The following is a 15,482-nucleotide window of genomic DNA, read 5'->3' as shown; positions in this document are numbered from 1 at the left end:
ATGCCGACGCCGATCGGCGCGCATTTATTTTGAAACAGACTGCGTTGCCGCGATAAGACGCGACGTTGAATCTCTAAGCGGCGCCGTTCCGTTTTTAATCACCTGTGACTGATCGGAATCTGGAAGTCTAGTCGCCAGTCTATGCGCGCGCTGCATAAATTGATTTTTTTAATGAATTTGCGCCGGTGACCAGATCACGGTCGAATGTCGGGTTTCGCGCGGTCCGCGTGTGTCGCCGTGCCGCCTGTTTGACTTCTTCAAATGACCAATAAGGAGCAACAATGAAAGCCATGCTGGCAACCCTGACGATTGCGCTGCTGGCCGTCTCGTCCGGAAGCGCAATCGCCAAGGATTGGTCGACCGTGCGGTTCGGGGTCGACGCGAGCTACCCACCGTTCGAATCGAAAGCGGCCGACGGCAAGCTCGTCGGCTTCGATATCGATCTCGGCAATGAGATCTGCCGCCGGCTCAACGCGAAATGCGTGTGGATCGAGAATTCGTTCGACGGCATGATTCCCGCGCTGAAAGGCCGCAAATTCGACGGCGTGCTGTCGACGATGTCGATGACGCCCGCGCGCCAGGCGCAGATCGCGTTCTCGTCGAAGGTGTTCCGCATTCCGACGCGTCTGGTCGCGAAGAAGGGCTCGCCGATCGAGCCGACGCCGGAAGCGCTGAAGGGCAAGCGCATCGGCGTCGAGCAGGGCTCGATTCAGGAAACCTACGCGAAGACGTATTGGGAGCCGGCCGGCGCCGCGATCGTGCCGTATCAGGATCAGGATCTGGTGTATTCGGATCTGCTTGCCGGCCGTATCGACGCGTCACTGCAAAACGCGGTGCAAGCCGATATCGGCTTTTTGCGCACCGCGCGCGGCAAGGGCTTTGGATTTGCCGGTAATCCGCTTTACGACGCGAAAACGCTCGGCAGCGGCACAGCGATTGGTTTGCGTAAAGAAGATACCGATCTGCAGGAAAAGATCGACCAAGCCATTGCCGACATCCGCGCCGATGGCACTTACGACCGCATTGCGAAAAAGTATTTCGATTTCGACGTGTACGGTCAGTGAGCCGAGGCCGCGCCGCACGTGACCAGTTTCGACCTGGCACTCGCGCGGCCCGACACCTAAACTTGTGTCATGACCGTCCTGAGCCGTGCTACGGCAAGCCGGGATGCCCGAATCGGTTGCAACCGGCGCCTCACGCGGCGCTGCAGGTTTCCGCTTACAAAAGTGAGCGGGCAGGGGGCGGCGCAATGCGGCCACCGGCTCGCATGCGGATCGCCTTGCGCACGGCGCGATCCGCATCGGGGAGGCACCGACATGCACGGCTTTCAGATCACGTTCTTCACCCAGCAGGGGCGCAGCCATCATGGCAAGCCACTTGCCGACTGGCTCGTGCGTCTCGCGAGCGAACTCGGCCTGCGCGGCGCGACCCTGATCCCGGCTTGCGAAGGCATCGGCCATCATCATCGCATTCACTCCGCGCACTTCTTCGAGCTTGCCGATCAGCCGTTGTCCGTCGTGATGGCGGTGACGAGTGACGAAGCCGATCGGCTGTTCGATCGACTGCGCGCGGAGGGTTTGCATCTGTTCTACGTGAAGACGACCGCCGAGTTCGGCGTCGTCGGCGAGGCCGACGGGGCTTGAACGACCGGGCCTCGCTGGCAAGCCCCACGCCTCGCTCGTCCAGGCGACGAAGTCGGCCGCCATGTCGGAGTCCACGGGCCGATCGCAGTCTCGTCGAAATCGTTGATGTCGAATACGAGCGCGCGCTCGGGGGTTGCGAAGCCACCGAAATGCATCAGGTGGCAGTCGCCGCAGATCTGGAAGTGAAAGCCGCTGTTCGCGGTCTTCGCAAGATCGTGCGCCTGGATGATCGCGCTGCCGCGATAGAACGTGAACGGCGACGCGAGCATGCGGCCGCAGCGCAGCGGCACGAGGGATTCGACGCGCCCGCGACTGCTTTCGCGCAGCACGCGAATCGGATCACGATGGATGTTGCCGATGTCGGAGTGGGCGCTGCGCGGCGTGTTCTTGCGTGCATGGCGGCCGACTTCGCGGCGCTCCGCGAGCGTTTCGGGTGGCTTCATCGTTTGCCCCGTGGAAATGCGGCGTTATTCGCCTCGTTTTGCGGTGCGGGCCCCGAGAAAAGCGGTGAACGACGGTCTTGCCTGCTCGCACCCTAGCGTGTCCGCGCGGTGATTGCCAGAGAGGGAGCCCGCTATGTGCCCGCGGATGTCAGGCGCCGCGCATGCGCCCGCTGGGCGTACGCGCGCCCGGTGTGGCCATTGGGCATGTCGCATGCTTCGCTGCAAGAGCCGAGTCATCCCAGGGAGAGCGAATCATGCGGCAGGTTTCGGCAAACATGCTGATCGCGCTGTCGGCCGTTGCGTTGCTGGCGGGCGCGTCCGGCTGCAAGCGGACGGCCGGGAATGGCGGTATCTCGACCGGCCAAGTGAGCAGCGGTGTCATGAGCAATTCGGCGAGCCCGCGCGGCACACCGGGCGATAGCGACGCGGCAAATCGTGCGAACGGCGAGGCGGGCGCGGCGGCGAGCGCAGCGCCCGCCGCGAGCGACGCCGCGCCGGTCCGCAGCACGCCGGCGAGCACGGCGTCCGCGACGCAGTAAGCGTCGCTTAGGCGCGGCGGCGCATTGGTCGCCGTTCCGTGCGCGCAGGCTTGCTCTCGGTCGCGCGCATGGCGACGCGATGAGACGAGATGGGTGTCGTCAGCAACTCCGGAACACTGCCAGGGGTCATCGAATCGGTTTCGCCGCAATAGAACGAGACGCGGAACCGCGCGCAGCAGGCGCCGCCTTCCTGGCAGACATGACTCATGGAAAGACGGAACGGACAGGTATTTGCGCCGCGGCGAAGCGGCGCTCGCGTGTGCGTGTGATATGGAACGCCGGCCCGCTTCAATGCTATGCCGTGGGCTCGTCGTGCCGCACATTGACCATCCACGGCACGCCGAAGCGGTCGACCAACGTGCCGAAGCCGCTGGTCCAGAAGGTCTGCTGGAATGGCAGCGTGATCTGTCCGCCGTCCGCCAGCGCGTTGAAGTACTTTTCGCCGGACGCCTGGTCGTCGGCGGTGACCGACAGGCTGAAGCCCGCATGCACAGCATTGCCGCCGCGGCAATCGCCATCCGACATCAGCACGTGCGTGTTACCGATGACGAGCGTCGCGTGCAGGATCTTGTCGGCGTGTTCGGGCGCCACCGGGCGAGCGGGATCGGGCGGCGCGTCTTTCGCGCGCAGCTTCAGCAACTCCTGCGCGCCGAGCGCCGAACGATAGAACTCAATGGCTTCCTCGCAACGGCCATTGAAGAGCAGATAGGGCCGGATTTCCATGCTGATTTCCTGAGACGGGCGAGGGTCGGGCAGACGATTCTATCAGCGTGATCTCGCGGACGAACGGCTGTCGAACTTGCGATGCATCGATCGGCCCCACGATGAAGCCATCCTGATGCTCTACAGCGTATCCCCGCATCAGGCCTTCCCGGCATGACTCCCGCCATTGGCCGGATAAGCCTCCTGCAACGCGATCGAGCCTGTCTCCAGCAGCGATTTGAGGTTGGACATGATCTTCGGCCAGCCACCCGACACCGCCTCGATGAATTTCGACGGATCGCGCTCGATCGTATGCGTGAGCGTCAACTTGACCGCCGTTCCGCTCGGTTCGAGCTCCATCGTGCAGCGCGAGTCGCCTTCGGCCTGCAACTCGGGACGAATCTGGTGCTGCCAGCGGATCACCAGACGCCGCGGCGGATCGGCCTCGACGATCTCGCCCGCGTCGAAGATCTGGCCGCCGCTCGACACGAGTTTCCATGACGAGCCCGCCGTCCATTCGCTTTCGCAGTGCATGCCGAACCAGTACTGCTTGATGAACTCCGCGTCGGTGAGCGCCGACCACAACTGTTCCGGCGTAGTGCGGATATAGGTCACATAGACGAACGTCGATCTAGTCATTGCCTTTCTCCAGGCGTCGTTTCAGGGTCGAGAGCGCCTTCAGGCGCGGCTTTTCGAACTTGGCAATCCAGCGCTCGTAGATCTGCTGCAGCGGCACCGGATTGAGGAAGTGCAACTTTTCGCGCCCGCTGCGTACGGTAACGACGAGGTTCGCCGCTTCCAGCAGGCCCAGATGCTGGGTCACGCCTTGCCGCGTCATGTCGAGGTGGTCGCACAGGTCGTTCAGGGTCTGGCCGTCGTGCGCGTGCAGCACATCCAGCAGCTTGCGCCGGCTCGGATCGGCGAGGGCTTTGAATAGCAGGTCGGTGTCGTCGGGGCGCTCGGCCATGAACGGCTACAGGCAAGTAATTTGTTGCGTTTACTATAGGCAAGAGATTGCTTGCATGTCAAGCAGGCGTGAGGGACACTCCGCAGGTCCGACACATGCGCCGACTACCGCTTACGAGCCGCTCAAGTCCGTTTCGGAATGTTGCCGCCATGCAAAGGACCGAACAGCCGCGCACAGAGCATGCCCGTCGCCAGGATACCGAGGCCGAATGGCACGGCATCACCCGTTGCCTCGATCCGAAAGTCGCCAACACGAAAAATCAGAAGATAGCCGACGACCATATTGAAGAAGCCCCACAGTACATTGACGGTCGATGACGACAGCCCTTTTCCGGACGGCTTCGCGAACGGGCTCTGAAACGGCTCGCCCATCACACCGCAGACGAAATGCGGCACGGCATTCGCGAACAGGACACCGCCGAAAAAATAAGAGACGACATGCGGCCAATCCATTTCAGTTGCTCCTTGAATCGAGTAAATCGATGAGGTCGCGGGCTGTGCCCGTTTCGATGCCGTTTCGGATGAAGTACCTGCAAACGTTCAGGAGTCAGCGAGCCGCTGCAGCAGTCCCACCGCGGCGGCGAGCGTGGCCTGTTCTCGCGGCGATAGCTGCGCTTGCAAGGCACGGATCAGCCAGTCCTCTTTGGCCGCCCGACTCGCCTTGAGCGTTCGTCTGAACGTGGGGGTGAGATCGATAAGGGTTTTGCGTCCGTCGGTTGGATCCGCTTCGCCTTTGACGACGCCCAGCGTCTCCAGACCGGCAACGGTAATGCGCATGGACTGGGGTTTTACGCGCTGCGCTCGCGCTAGCGCGGAAACTGTGGCTGGGCCGTCGCGCTCCAGATGAAACAGCACCGACTTCTGCGCCGACGTAAAGTCGCTCGATTGCGAATGTTCCCGCGCGCGGCGAATCAGTTTGCTCACGGCAATGCGCAGTTCGCCCGCAAGGGCGGCTAGATCGGTAGATTGGGAAGACGGTGATTGTCGTGACATGCCGAAAACATAGCATATGTACAGTTTAACTGTACATATAAACTGAATATATTTTCGCCGTCGAGTCCCCACGAACCCAGCATAAACAAGCGCCTGTGAGATACTTTCTCATTCACGCATGATCCCTGAGTCCACCACGTCTCAACCGGCCCAGGCATGCAAGCTCATCCCCTCCGACTCGCGCCCGGCGACGACCTTCGCGTCGCCGTCGAAGACGCGCTTCGTCAACGCGACCTGCAAGCGGCCTTCGACGTCCAGGGCATCGGCAGCCTCCACGTTGCGGCATTGAGGTTCGCTGGCGCGCAAGCGCCGACAGAAATTCGCGGCGACCTCGAAATATTGACCCTCGCAGGCTCCGTCTCGCCCGATGGCGCTCATCTGCACATGTCGATCGCGGATGCGCGCGGGCAGGTGTTCGGCGGTCATGTGGCGCGCGGCTGCACGGTACGCACGACCGTCGAGTTGCTGCTCGTGTCGGTTCCGGGCTATTCGTTCGCGCGGGAACCTGATCCGCAGACGGGTTTTATGGAACTCGTGATTCGCGGCGGCGGCGCTCCGCAATCCGGCTCCGCCTGATCACGCAAAGGCGCTATCGCTTCGCGCGCCGGAAGTCGCTCAACGCCCCGCCAACATCCGCCCGCCGACCCCCACCAACAGCACACCCGCTGCCGTATCCAGCACGGCCTTGCGCCGAACCAGCGTGCGCCGAACCGACGGATGCGAGGCAAGCAACGCCATCGCGCAGTACCACGCGCACGAAATGCCGATCGACAGCGCCACGACCGTGATATCGAGCCACAACGGCGCATGCGCGGGCACCATCAACGCAAAGATGCTGCCGTAGAACGCGATCGACTTCGGGTTCGTCATGCTGACGAAATAGCCTTTCTTCGTCGCAGCCCAGCCGGACGCGGCGCTGCCGACGTGCGCGGACAACGGCCGCCGCGCGGTCACGATCAACTTGATGCCGAGCCAGATCAGGTAAAGCGCGCCGGCGATCCGCAGCACGGCGCTGAGCCACGCCACGTGCGTGACGATCAGGCCCAGTCCCGCGATCGCGATCAAGGCCCACGTGCCGGATGCGGCGGCGAGCCCAAGGTCGGTCATCATGCCGGCGCTGCGCGACGCGACGGCCGTCGACGTGACGATAAGAAAGTTGGGTCCCGGGCTCGCGACGCTTAGCAACAGAACGCCCGCAAGCGCAAGCAGGATGTTGACGGAACGCAAGATGAATCCTCCGTGGCGGGCCGGCATGGGTCCGAGCGATCGCTCCGACGCCTTCATCATACCGGCGCGCTTCGGGCCCGCTGACCGTGTCCCTGATATTGGGAGGTCGGGTTTACTGTAATTGAAAGAGCGTGCCTTTCCGAAGCATGATCCGTCGTACGTTGTACGATGAATTTCAACGTTGCCCGACAACTTGGTTCGCGAGCTCGCGGAGTCGGTTGCCGGCGAGGCTGCGGCATGGTCGGCTCGCAGACAGAAAATAACCTTCGAGACGCAGTCCCATGCTGGCAAAGCATTTCTCTTGCAATGCGTCCTCGAGATCCGGCCGGGGGCCGGGTCGTTGCGTCGACATAAGTTGGGCGATGTGTGGGTTTTCTGCCGTCGCACGTCGAAGTGGAAGCTCCCGATTTCAGGTTGTACCTTATACGATGTCTTATAACAAATATTGATGCTCCACATGCCCTGACGCTTTCCGCGCCGCATCCGCGCGAAGAGAGCGAGGCCTGCCAGGAACACGCGGTGGATCCACTTCCAAGGAGATAACTTATGAAGATGCGCTCAGTCCGAGAGCTTGCGGTACTCGGCCTGTTTGTTCTGACCGTCGCCGGTTGCGGTGAAGGTAATAACATTTCAGGTCCAGGTAGCTCGACCACGCCACCCACCAACCCGACTTCGCCGACCTCCCCGGTCTGGACGCCCGGCCGCTACGCTGGCGACACGAACCTGCCGGATTCGCCGTCTTTGCCGGCGGACACCCAGGTTTGCTCGACGCTTCAGGCAAGCAACAACCTGGTGAAGAACGCGGACGGCTCGCTGCCGGTCAGCTCGGATCCGACGCCGGTCACCTACGGCGGCGCAACCACGGCGCTGAACAACCCCGACCAGGCGCGTATCCAGGCCGCGCTCGACGCGTGCGGCGCCGCCGTGGACGCGGAAGTCGGCGCGAAGATTACGCAGGCCGATCAGCAGGCTGCCGCTACGCAACAGGCGGCCAATAATCCGAACGTCAACATCGCGGGTGCATCGAGCGAAACGCTGTCGAACCCGACCTATAAGGCCACCAAGTTCGCGGTGCGTCTCGTCAAGAACAGCAGCGGCGCCGGCAATGCATTCCTGAGCGGTCCGCTCGTTCTGCCGTCGGGCGTCACGCTGTGGATCGACGACGGCGTCACGCTGTTCGCGAGCCGCGACGTGGTCGTGTACGACAAAACCGCGCAGGATCGGCCGAACGCGATCACCTGCGGCGCCGCGATCAACAACCCGGCCGGGCTTCCCGCGCCTGTCGGCACCGCCAACGCGGGCGCGGCGACCATCGCGGGCACGAGCGGCATGCAGAACTGCTATCCGCTGATCCGCGGCACGCATACGGTCAACGCGTCGATCATGGGCACGGGCTCGATCGATGCGCGTGGCTACATGCCGCTGATCAGCTCGTCGCCGCAATATCCGACGATCCGCTGGGCAACCGGCGTCATCGAGGCGTTCACGTATTCGGGCAACAACATCACGGGCGTGACGACGCCGAAGTTCAGCTGCACGAACACGATCGCCGCTTACCGTGCGGGCACGCTCGCGCCGGAAGGCACCGCTTGCGACGTGGTCACCGCGATGGGCAAGACGACGCTGACCACGCCGGCCGTCACCTATGTGGTGAACCGCCAGGCAACCAGCATCCCAGGCGGCTACACGGTTACGGGCGGCGGCTGTACCGCTGGCACGGGCGGTTGCGCACGCTGGGTGCCGGCAAGCTGGTGGGATATCTCGTACCACGGCAACAAGGACATCGGCGGCGGCCCGTACAGCTTCCAGGGCAACCCCGGCATGCTGTGGATGCAGCAGTCGAAGAACCTGTCGCTGTATCAGATCACGTTGCGCAACAGCACGTTCTTCACCGTCGAAGCCGACGGCGTGGACGGCTTCACCGTGTGGGGTATCAAGATCATCACGCCGTTGCTGCCGGATGCGGCGAACCAGGCGAGCGTCGGCATGAACAACGACGGCTTCGACGGCGTCAGCGGTTCGTACGCGCACCTCTATACGGGCGCGACGATCGATGCCAGCTCGACGGGCGTGAAGAACACCGACGGCGTCGACCCGAGCGTTGCAGCGGGTCCGGAACACGCGGCTCTCGGCACGGGCAGCAAGACGACGTCAGCAGGCCAGGTGTACTTCGACGGCTACGTGAAGAACGTCGCGATCGTGTACAACTTCCTGAGCCCGTCCGACGACAACGTCGCGTTCAAGGGCGGCCTGCAGGATCCGCGTCCGGCGGCGGCACAGGGCGCGACGACGCCGGCCAACATGCTGTGGTCCATCGACGGTAACCGCGGCGTTTCGTCGAACCGTACGTACGGCATCACGGTGGCGCACAACCACAACTACAACGGCCATGGTCTGTCGATCGGCAGCCCGACGAATGCAGGTGTCCGGAACATTCACTTCTACGACAACTACTTCGACAATATCTACGACGGCACCAATTCGTCGACGGATATGGGCGTCGTGGGGCTGCGTATCAAAAGCGGTCAGGCACGCGGCGGCGACGTCAGCAACATCTACTATGACGGCGCATGTATGCGTGGTGTGAAGGATTTCCTCGTGTTCGACATGTACTACACGGGCCCGAGTGCCGATCCGATCTCGTACACGGGGTTGGGATGGCTGGTGCCGAACTTCCACGACATCAACCTCAGCAACATCCGCATGATGAACATCCCGGCCAACAAGACCGCGGGCAAGAACGGCGGCGGCGGCCTGACCTTCCGTGGCCTGCATGCCGATACGGCATACGCCAATACGCAGAGCGTGATCCAGCTGAACCTGGATAACGTGGTCGCGGACAAGGACGTCACGATGTCGATTGCGAACCTGAGCAAGCCCGTCGTGAACATTGGTGCGCTCGATGGCTCGACGCAATCGAAAGCCGCCAACGCCACGCTGAACCTGGGCGCGAACGTGAGCCTGATTGGCTCGTCGATGGCTCACGGCACGGGCGGTATCCTGACGAACACGTCGAGCGGCGCGGGCAAGTACACGACCCCGACGAACACGTTGAACCTGACCGTCAATGGCAGCGACGACGCTGGCGCCGCGGGCGACACGAATCCGGCGGCCACGATCGTCTCGCAGAATGCGAAGCTGTCGCTGTGCGATGAGGCTTCGTCCTGGCCGGTCTTCCCGAATGTGAAGTAAGCGTGGTTGCTTGAAAGACCGGGACTCGCGGTGTCAGGCTGCGGGTCTTTTTGAAGCCTCACGGGTGACTGTGGGGCTTATTTTCTTTTGGGCTGGCGCGGGAAGTCATCATTCCGCGGTATTGCCATGCGCCCGAACCAGCTTGTGCAGCAGGTTGGCCGGATCGTCGGCGCAGCCCGCATTGGTGCGTTCGCGAAAACGCGTCATCGATACCGACGAGCCGAGGCCGAATAACAGCAGCCCCAACACCGCTACGCATCCGAGAGCAATGGCGTTCATGGCATTGCGGCTCCTTGTCAGGCAATCGACGCACGCCTGTTTGGCGAGAATCAGGCGGCTCCCATTCTCGCACGGGCCGGCACGCGAGGTCCGCGCGGCTGGACCCCGCAAAAACGACTGCGCCGCGATCGTTCCAACACCGATCGCGGCGCAGCTTACTACTCAAATACGTGGACTACGGCCAGGCTTAGTCTTCGTGATCGAATTCCGGCAGCGCACGCGTTCCTTCAATCGCGACCGAATGCAGCAGCTCAGGCTTCAGATCGAGCAGACGCAAGATCGTCGGCGCGACCTGCGTGGTCAGCACCGGCTCGTCGTTGACCTGCCCGGCGTGATGCGCGTGAGGCACGTACATCACGAGGCCGAGATGACTGTCGTCGGGCGCGTTGCCGCCATGCTCTTCGTCCTTGGACTTGCTCGACGTATAGATGACGCCCGGGTTCGGTTGAACGATGATGTCGGGCGTACGGCCGCGCGACGGGTCACCGAACCGGTTAGCCAGTTGCGGGCCGGACAGGATGTACGCCTGAGGGCCGTCCGCGCAAATGCCGGGTGCGTTGCAGCTCAGATTGGCTTTCAGCGTCTTCACGACCGACGACACCTGGCTTTGATCGCGCAGCCAGATCAGGCCGACGTCGTCGGTCTGCACGAAACCCGTGCCGACAAGTCCGGTGCCGTCGTTGAGGTTGCCGCTCTTCGTAGCGGCCTGCCCAATATTGCCGCCCGAATCCAGGTAGTTGTTGGCTTCGAGCAAGTTGGTCAGCGTATCGCCGTTCTTCACGAGCTTCGAATGATCGGTCGGCGACTGGCCATGCTTCGCGGTCACGATGATCGCCGTCGACGAATAGAGATTGCGTTGCTTCAGTTCGGACACGACGCGTCCCAACGCGTCGTCGATATACGCGATCGCGCCCGCGACTTGCGGACCCGGCGTGAAGCTCGCATCCAGATAGCCGCCGCCCGACGCGACCGTGGCCTTCTGCGCGACGCTCAGCGTCTGGAAGTTGGCGCCGAACACGGTCGGCACCGCGACGTTCTTTTGACCTGTCGAATCCTTGCCATCGATTTCATTGATCAGCGATTGCACGTGATAGTTGTCGAACTTCTTCGTGTGCGTGTACGTGTCGAGGTAGTAGGTCTTGGTATCCGGATCGATCGAATTTATTTCGGTGCGCGAAAGGTCGTCGACGCCCGCGCCCGACGGTCCATTGAGCCAGTCGTAGCCCCACGCGTGCTTGTCCGCCCACGCGGTGCGCGCGCCGTTGACGTTGCCCTTGATCACTTCGAAAACCGTGTTGGTCTTCAGATAGTTGTGCGGATAGACGGGCGTACAGACGCCATTGACGAGCGCATTCGGAATCGCCTGCGGATTGAACGCGCCGCCGCCGTCGAGATGGATCAGCGCGCCGCCGTTCTCGCCGTCGATGCCGGTCGTTTCATCGAAGACGACATTCCAGCCGGTCGGGCCCGTGCAATGGGTATCGGACGGCGCATAGAGCGTGCGGTCGTAGGAGACGTCGTAGAACAGCCCCGCGGACTTCGGCGAGCCGCCGGTCACGAGCGCGGCGAGGCCAGGAAACGAATCCGACAGTCCCGGTGTATGCGCGTTCGTATAGGTGGTGCCTGACTTCGCGAGCAGCGCCAGGTTAGGGCACGTATTCGCGCCGATGCAACGCGCGACGTCCTGCTCATGCAGACCGTCGAAGCTGATCAGCAGCACATGCTTGACGGACGCGCGATCGCGATCGTGATCGCGGCCGTGGTCGTGATCGTCGCCGGCTGTCGCGACTGCCGAGTACAACCCGGCGAGCAGTGCGACGGCGGCGCACATTGCGCTTTGCTTACGCTTCCATTTCGTGATCGGTTTCATGTCTCGTCCTTTTGTTTGACAACAAATTTGGGTAGTGCGGGACGAATTTGAACCGTAAAAAAAGTCATTTGCGTGACCTGAAATTAATACTTTGCAATACTGAGGTGTTAAGGTTTTGTTAAGGTTGGGGTGATCCATTCGACGCGCATGCGCTGTGAACCTGATTCGATTCGGCGCGTGATTTTTCGCGAGTCGTCAAGCATAAAAAACGGCGCGGGCTATTGCAGCCCCTGCCGTTTCGCCGGTCCTCGGTAGTCGAATACCGCCAGGCGTCATCCCAGTGAATGAATCAAGGCCTGATCCGTCACCTGCACCGGCCTGACCTTGATCGATTGACTTTAAAGCGGCGGCAGCGTCGAGCAAAACTCGTCGAGGTCTCCTTGTGGCATGCCGGGCTTAACGTATTGCAAAGGCGACGGGTTTACGCGGGGCAGTGGACCTTCCATCGTCGAACCGTACGCGCCGAATTCAAGCAGGCCTTGCGAACCGCTGTCGGGGCCGAGCGCCATCACGAACGTGCAGTATTTCGGGTGGCCGAGATACTTGAGGAGTTCCGGGACGTTCTGGCTCAGCAGCTTGCTGCGAAGCCGCGCGTGACGTCGAGAAAGGCGCGCCGAATTTTCGACAGCCCCTCGATGCCCGGCAGACACAGCAGCAGATAGCCGCGGTTGTCGAGCATTGCGACCGCGTGCCCCGTGCCGCCGTTCTTCAGGTCCTCGGCCACCGCTTCCTTCAGGAAATGGCGCGAGCCCCACGTCCGGCGCGCAGGGTCTCGCTCCCCGGTATTGCAACGCTTTGCCGTAATGCGTTTTGAGTTGCTCAATGATCGGACTCGCCGGCGGCAGGGTGCGGACGTCGAGCAACTGATCGAGCGGCAGATCGTTGTTGATCTTGTCCCTGATCTCGCTGAGCGTCGCGGCGAAGAGGCTGCCGCAAAGCGCGAGGGTTTTGCCGTCGAGTTTGCTGCCATCCGGCAGCGGCGGAATGTTCAGCGGACCTTGTCGCGCGCGATTGAAGCAGTCGCCGTTTTCCACTTCGGGATAGGCGAACGTGCTGAGGGCCTGCGTGCGCGCGAAACCGCGCAGCGACGGAAACGTGAACTTCTGGTCGTAGTTGATGCCGGCGTAGGTATCCAGCGCACCGACCGCGACCTTGAAGCCCGCAGTCAGCATCGCGCCGGTGCACATGCAGCAGGGATCGAGCGACGTCACGACCGTCACCTGTTCCGGTGGCGGCAGACCTAATGCTCGCCTGTTCGCGTAGTACCAGTCGACAAGTTGACGCTCGCCGTGCGCGGTCGGATCGTTCGTGCGGCCGTTCTGGATGACCCGCTTCGACATCTTGTTCAGCACGTTGCCGTTATCGTCGACCAGCGCGCCGCCAACGCTGAACGAGCCGGCGCAGTTCGCCGTCATCGCCTGGAGCGCGGCCAGTGTCATCGCGGATTCCGTCGATGTAACTTTTTCAGCCATGTTGTTCACCTCTGTAGCGCGGATTGAATACCGACTGCAAAGAGAATGAGCGGCACCGGCGGTCGGATGTGCGCCCATCTGGGTGGTACCGGCATGAAAGCCGAGTGAGGGAGCAGGCGTGACGGTAGATTCTGTTACTTCGAACGCGAGAGGGAAACCTGCTCGGATTGATAGCTTGCGTGGTGGGAGCAGCGGCCGCCGTGCGGCGCCGCCGCCGTCCGTGCCGCTCGCGCCATGCCGGTCGCCGCGATCGCCGCGCCCGCACGCGGCATGACGCGCGCGCGTTCGCCTAGTGCGCGGCCGGCTCCCGCGTGATGGAATCCACGCGGTCGGGATAGAACGCAAGGTGCTCGCGGATCGACGCGACAGCGTCGTATGGGTGCTCGTAGGTCCACACCGCGTTGGTGCCGCGCTCGCCGGCCGAAGGAATCGAGAAGTATGCGCATTCGCCCTTGTACGGACAATAAGTGGCGTGCGCCGTGCGTTCGAGCCGGGTCATGTCGACGTCCTTGCGCGGGATGTACAGCACGGCCGGATAGCGGGCTTCGAGCAGCGTCAATGCGTCGTGCGTATCGGCAATCACGTGACCGCCTGCCATGACGATCACGCGCGCCTGGTGGTGCTCGACCGTGATTGGATGATCCGGGCCGGGGATCTTGACGGGTTTGTCGTTCGGGACCGAATGAGTGGACATAACGAGGCTCCCTGCGAAAGTGGGGCTGCGAGGTTTCGTGAGTCGACGGCGATGTTCGTCGCCGAACGCCATGCAAGCGACTGAACATTGCCCGTATTGCCGTACTACTTCCTTTCAGGTATTTCTATCACATACTAACGCAGACCTTCCAGGTGCTGTGAGCGGCGCAATGCCCGTCGGAATTGCATCAGTTGCGTGCGCGTGCTTTTGTGCAACGGGATGGCGACTTCGCGGAAGACGAACACGATCAGCCGACTGACAGGAGCGCGTCATGCTCGTTGGATATCCCGTGTATGACCCTGCAAGTGAGCCTGCAATCTCGTCGACAAATGGCGAGGTTGTTTGACTATGCCGGCACTTCGGAAGCGTTGGTCACTTCGCGCATTTGAGGCGTGTGCCGCTCTAACCTTGAACCTGTTGTCCTGCCCTTCGCACGCACAGGTCGTGCCGGGGCAATTGTCGAGCAATACCGTGATTGGCGGCAATGTAAAGCAGCACGCAGACGCTGTGCTGGCGATCATGACCTACACGACAGTCCCGGACGTTACGACCAGTAACCTGTCGGTCAATAACGGCCTGACGGGTAATCCCGGCTTCGGGCAGACTCAATTTGGCGGCGGCTTCACGCTCAGCAGGTCGTTTCCGTTGTACATGGAGGGCACGCTCGCCTACAGCCGCTACGATCCGATCTTCATTGCCACGGATGGCGCCCAGCAGCGTGCGGTGCCGACGAAGTGGAATACCTTCAGTGGCACGGTCGGCCTGGGGTGGGATTTCCGCATCACGGACGAACTGGCGTTCCGTCCGATCTTGAACGGCACGATTGGGCGTGTCTCGAGTGACCTGAAGGTAGGGCAGTCCCTCTTCAATCGTGTCACCGACAGCAACCTGCAGTTCCTCGAAAACGGCTCGCTGAACGCCTACGGCTATGGCGGCTCCCTGATGCTCGACTACGAGCATTACCGCGAAAACTACGAAATCGACGCCGAACTGCGGGCAACCGATATTTACCTGCGCAGCTTCGGCGGTTCTTCGGAGGCCGTTCAGGGCTCGGCCATGGCGCAACAAGTGAGCCTCTGGACGCGCTGGCGCGCGCCTACCGGCTGGCACGCGCTGGACCGGCCGGTCCGCTATGTGCTCGAAGCCGCTTACTCGCACTATTTCGGCGACAGTGCAGGCGTGCTGGGTTTCAACGACCTCACGTCGTTGGGAGTCGGCCTCGAACTCGACAGCAGCAGGTATCCCGTCATCGTCGCCCGTACGCGCGCGATGGTGCGCTATGTGTTCGGTCGCAACGTGCACGGGGTGTCGTTCGGATTCGCGATGAGTTTCTAGCCGGGCCAGCTTGCCGGTCCGGCAACGAGGCTCGAACCCATGCGCGCGATCCAATGCTTCTGGTTCCCGCGCGGCCACGCGGTATAGCGCTTGCTCGGCCCAGACATGAATCGATCAAGGGAGCCGT

Annotated in this window: 15 protein-coding genes and 2 pseudogenes; 6 read left to right on the top strand and 11 right to left on the bottom strand. The window is 62.3% G+C overall.

The genetic code is table 11. The features are described 5' to 3' along the window. The first annotated feature begins 281 nt into the window (after nucleotides 1–281). The gene (locus OKW41_RS18175) at nucleotides 282–1,064 is read left to right on the top strand and encodes an ABC transporter substrate-binding protein (protein WP_429573493.1); all 783 of its coding nucleotides are present in this window, start codon (nucleotides 282–284) and stop codon (nucleotides 1,062–1,064) included. A gap of 252 nt (nucleotides 1,065–1,316) precedes the next feature. Then, the gene (locus OKW41_RS18170) at nucleotides 1,317–1,643 is read left to right on the top strand and encodes a DUF190 domain-containing protein (RefSeq protein ID WP_184023499.1); all 327 of its coding nucleotides are present in this window, start codon (nucleotides 1,317–1,319) and stop codon (nucleotides 1,641–1,643) included. 71 nt (nucleotides 1,644–1,714) lie between these two features. Here OKW41_RS18170 and OKW41_RS18165 read toward each other — a convergent pair. Next, nucleotides 1,715–2,086, bottom strand: a pseudogene (locus OKW41_RS18165) (DUF2252 family protein); the annotation flags it as partial. 254 nt (nucleotides 2,087–2,340) lie between these two features. Between OKW41_RS18165 and OKW41_RS18160 the strand changes: the two are divergent. Continuing rightward, a complete protein-coding gene (locus OKW41_RS18160) occupies nucleotides 2,341–2,625 on the top strand; it encodes a hypothetical protein (RefSeq protein WP_429447183.1) in 285 nt (94 codons plus the stop codon). A gap of 294 nt (nucleotides 2,626–2,919) precedes the next feature. Here OKW41_RS18160 and OKW41_RS18155 read toward each other — a convergent pair whose 3' ends face one another. The 5 genes from OKW41_RS18155 to OKW41_RS18135 all read right to left on the bottom strand — a co-directional run bounded on the left by OKW41_RS18155 (nucleotide 2,920) and on the right by OKW41_RS18135 (nucleotide 5,286). Then, nucleotides 2,920–3,348: a VOC family protein gene (locus OKW41_RS18155; RefSeq protein ID WP_429573492.1), complete on the bottom strand. Its 429-nt coding sequence runs from the start codon at nucleotides 3,346–3,348 to the stop codon at nucleotides 2,920–2,922. A 138-nt stretch (nucleotides 3,349–3,486) separates the two neighbouring features. Beyond that, entirely contained in the window at nucleotides 3,487–3,966 is a 480-nt protein-coding gene (locus OKW41_RS18150; protein WP_090810571.1) for an SRPBCC family protein, read from the bottom strand. After that, nucleotides 3,959–4,294 (bottom strand): ArsR/SmtB family transcription factor, encoded by a 336-nt coding sequence (locus OKW41_RS18145; RefSeq protein ID WP_429332558.1) that lies wholly within the window; start codon nucleotides 4,292–4,294, stop codon nucleotides 3,959–3,961. The genes OKW41_RS18150 and OKW41_RS18145 overlap by 8 nt, the downstream gene beginning before the upstream one ends. 122 nt (nucleotides 4,295–4,416) lie before the next feature. Beyond that, on the bottom strand, nucleotides 4,417–4,746 hold the full coding sequence (locus tag OKW41_RS18140; RefSeq protein ID WP_429447187.1) for a hypothetical protein: 330 nt from the start codon (nucleotides 4,744–4,746) through the stop codon (nucleotides 4,417–4,419). A gap of 87 nt (nucleotides 4,747–4,833) precedes the next feature. Then, the gene (locus OKW41_RS18135; RefSeq protein WP_429447189.1) at nucleotides 4,834–5,286 is read right to left on the bottom strand and encodes a MarR family winged helix-turn-helix transcriptional regulator; all 453 of its coding nucleotides are present in this window, start codon (nucleotides 5,284–5,286) and stop codon (nucleotides 4,834–4,836) included. Between the two features lie 156 nt (nucleotides 5,287–5,442). Between OKW41_RS18135 and OKW41_RS18130 the strand changes: the two genes are divergently transcribed. Then, nucleotides 5,443–5,862 carry a PPC domain-containing DNA-binding protein gene (locus OKW41_RS18130; protein WP_429573491.1) on the top strand — a complete coding sequence of 140 codons (420 nt, stop codon included), beginning with the start codon at nucleotides 5,443–5,445 and terminating at the stop codon, nucleotides 5,860–5,862. 39 nt (nucleotides 5,863–5,901) lie between these two features. Here OKW41_RS18130 and OKW41_RS18125 read toward each other — a convergent pair whose 3' ends face one another. Beyond that, the gene (locus tag OKW41_RS18125) at nucleotides 5,902–6,540 is read right to left on the bottom strand and encodes a LysE family translocator (protein ID WP_429573490.1); all 639 of its coding nucleotides are present in this window, start codon (nucleotides 6,538–6,540) and stop codon (nucleotides 5,902–5,904) included. A gap of 519 nt (nucleotides 6,541–7,059) precedes the next feature. Between OKW41_RS18125 and OKW41_RS18120 the strand changes: the two genes are divergently transcribed. After that, nucleotides 7,060–9,705, top strand: a complete 2,646-nt coding sequence (locus OKW41_RS18120; protein WP_429573489.1) for a glycosyl hydrolase family 28 protein — start codon at nucleotides 7,060–7,062, stop codon at nucleotides 9,703–9,705. Nucleotides 9,706–9,816: 111 nt separating this feature from the next. Here OKW41_RS18120 and OKW41_RS18115 read toward each other — a convergent pair. The 4 genes and pseudogenes from OKW41_RS18115 to OKW41_RS18100 form a co-directional block, all read right to left on the bottom strand. Continuing rightward, a pseudogene (locus tag OKW41_RS18115) lies at nucleotides 9,817–9,984 on the bottom strand (MAPEG family protein); the annotation flags it as partial. Nucleotides 9,985–10,171: 187 nt separating this feature from the next. Further along, nucleotides 10,172–11,854, bottom strand: coding sequence for an alkaline phosphatase family protein (locus OKW41_RS18110; RefSeq protein ID WP_429447197.1), 1,683 nt, complete (start codon nucleotides 11,852–11,854; stop codon nucleotides 10,172–10,174). A gap of 338 nt (nucleotides 11,855–12,192) precedes the next feature. Continuing rightward, a complete protein-coding gene (locus OKW41_RS18105) occupies nucleotides 12,193–13,326 on the bottom strand; it encodes a nucleoside deaminase (protein WP_429573488.1) in 1,134 nt (377 codons plus the stop codon). Nucleotides 13,327–13,615: 289 nt separating this feature from the next. Further along, nucleotides 13,616–14,020, bottom strand: coding sequence for a DUF427 domain-containing protein (locus OKW41_RS18100; protein ID WP_429447199.1), 405 nt, complete (start codon nucleotides 14,018–14,020; stop codon nucleotides 13,616–13,618). A gap of 348 nt (nucleotides 14,021–14,368) precedes the next feature. On the opposite strand from OKW41_RS18100, the gene OKW41_RS18095 reads away from it, so the two are divergent. Continuing rightward, nucleotides 14,369–15,355 (top strand): hypothetical protein, encoded by a 987-nt coding sequence (locus tag OKW41_RS18095; RefSeq protein WP_429573487.1) that lies wholly within the window; start codon nucleotides 14,369–14,371, stop codon nucleotides 15,353–15,355. Nucleotides 15,356–15,482 lie beyond the last annotated feature (127 nt).

This window comes from Paraburkholderia sp. UCT70, assembly GCF_050434085.1.
In the GTDB taxonomy this organism is placed as follows: Bacteria; Pseudomonadota; Gammaproteobacteria; order Burkholderiales; family Burkholderiaceae; genus Paraburkholderia; species Paraburkholderia tuberum.
The sequence above is the reverse complement of the archived record's forward strand: the minus strand, read 5'-3'. Positions and strand labels throughout refer to the sequence as shown.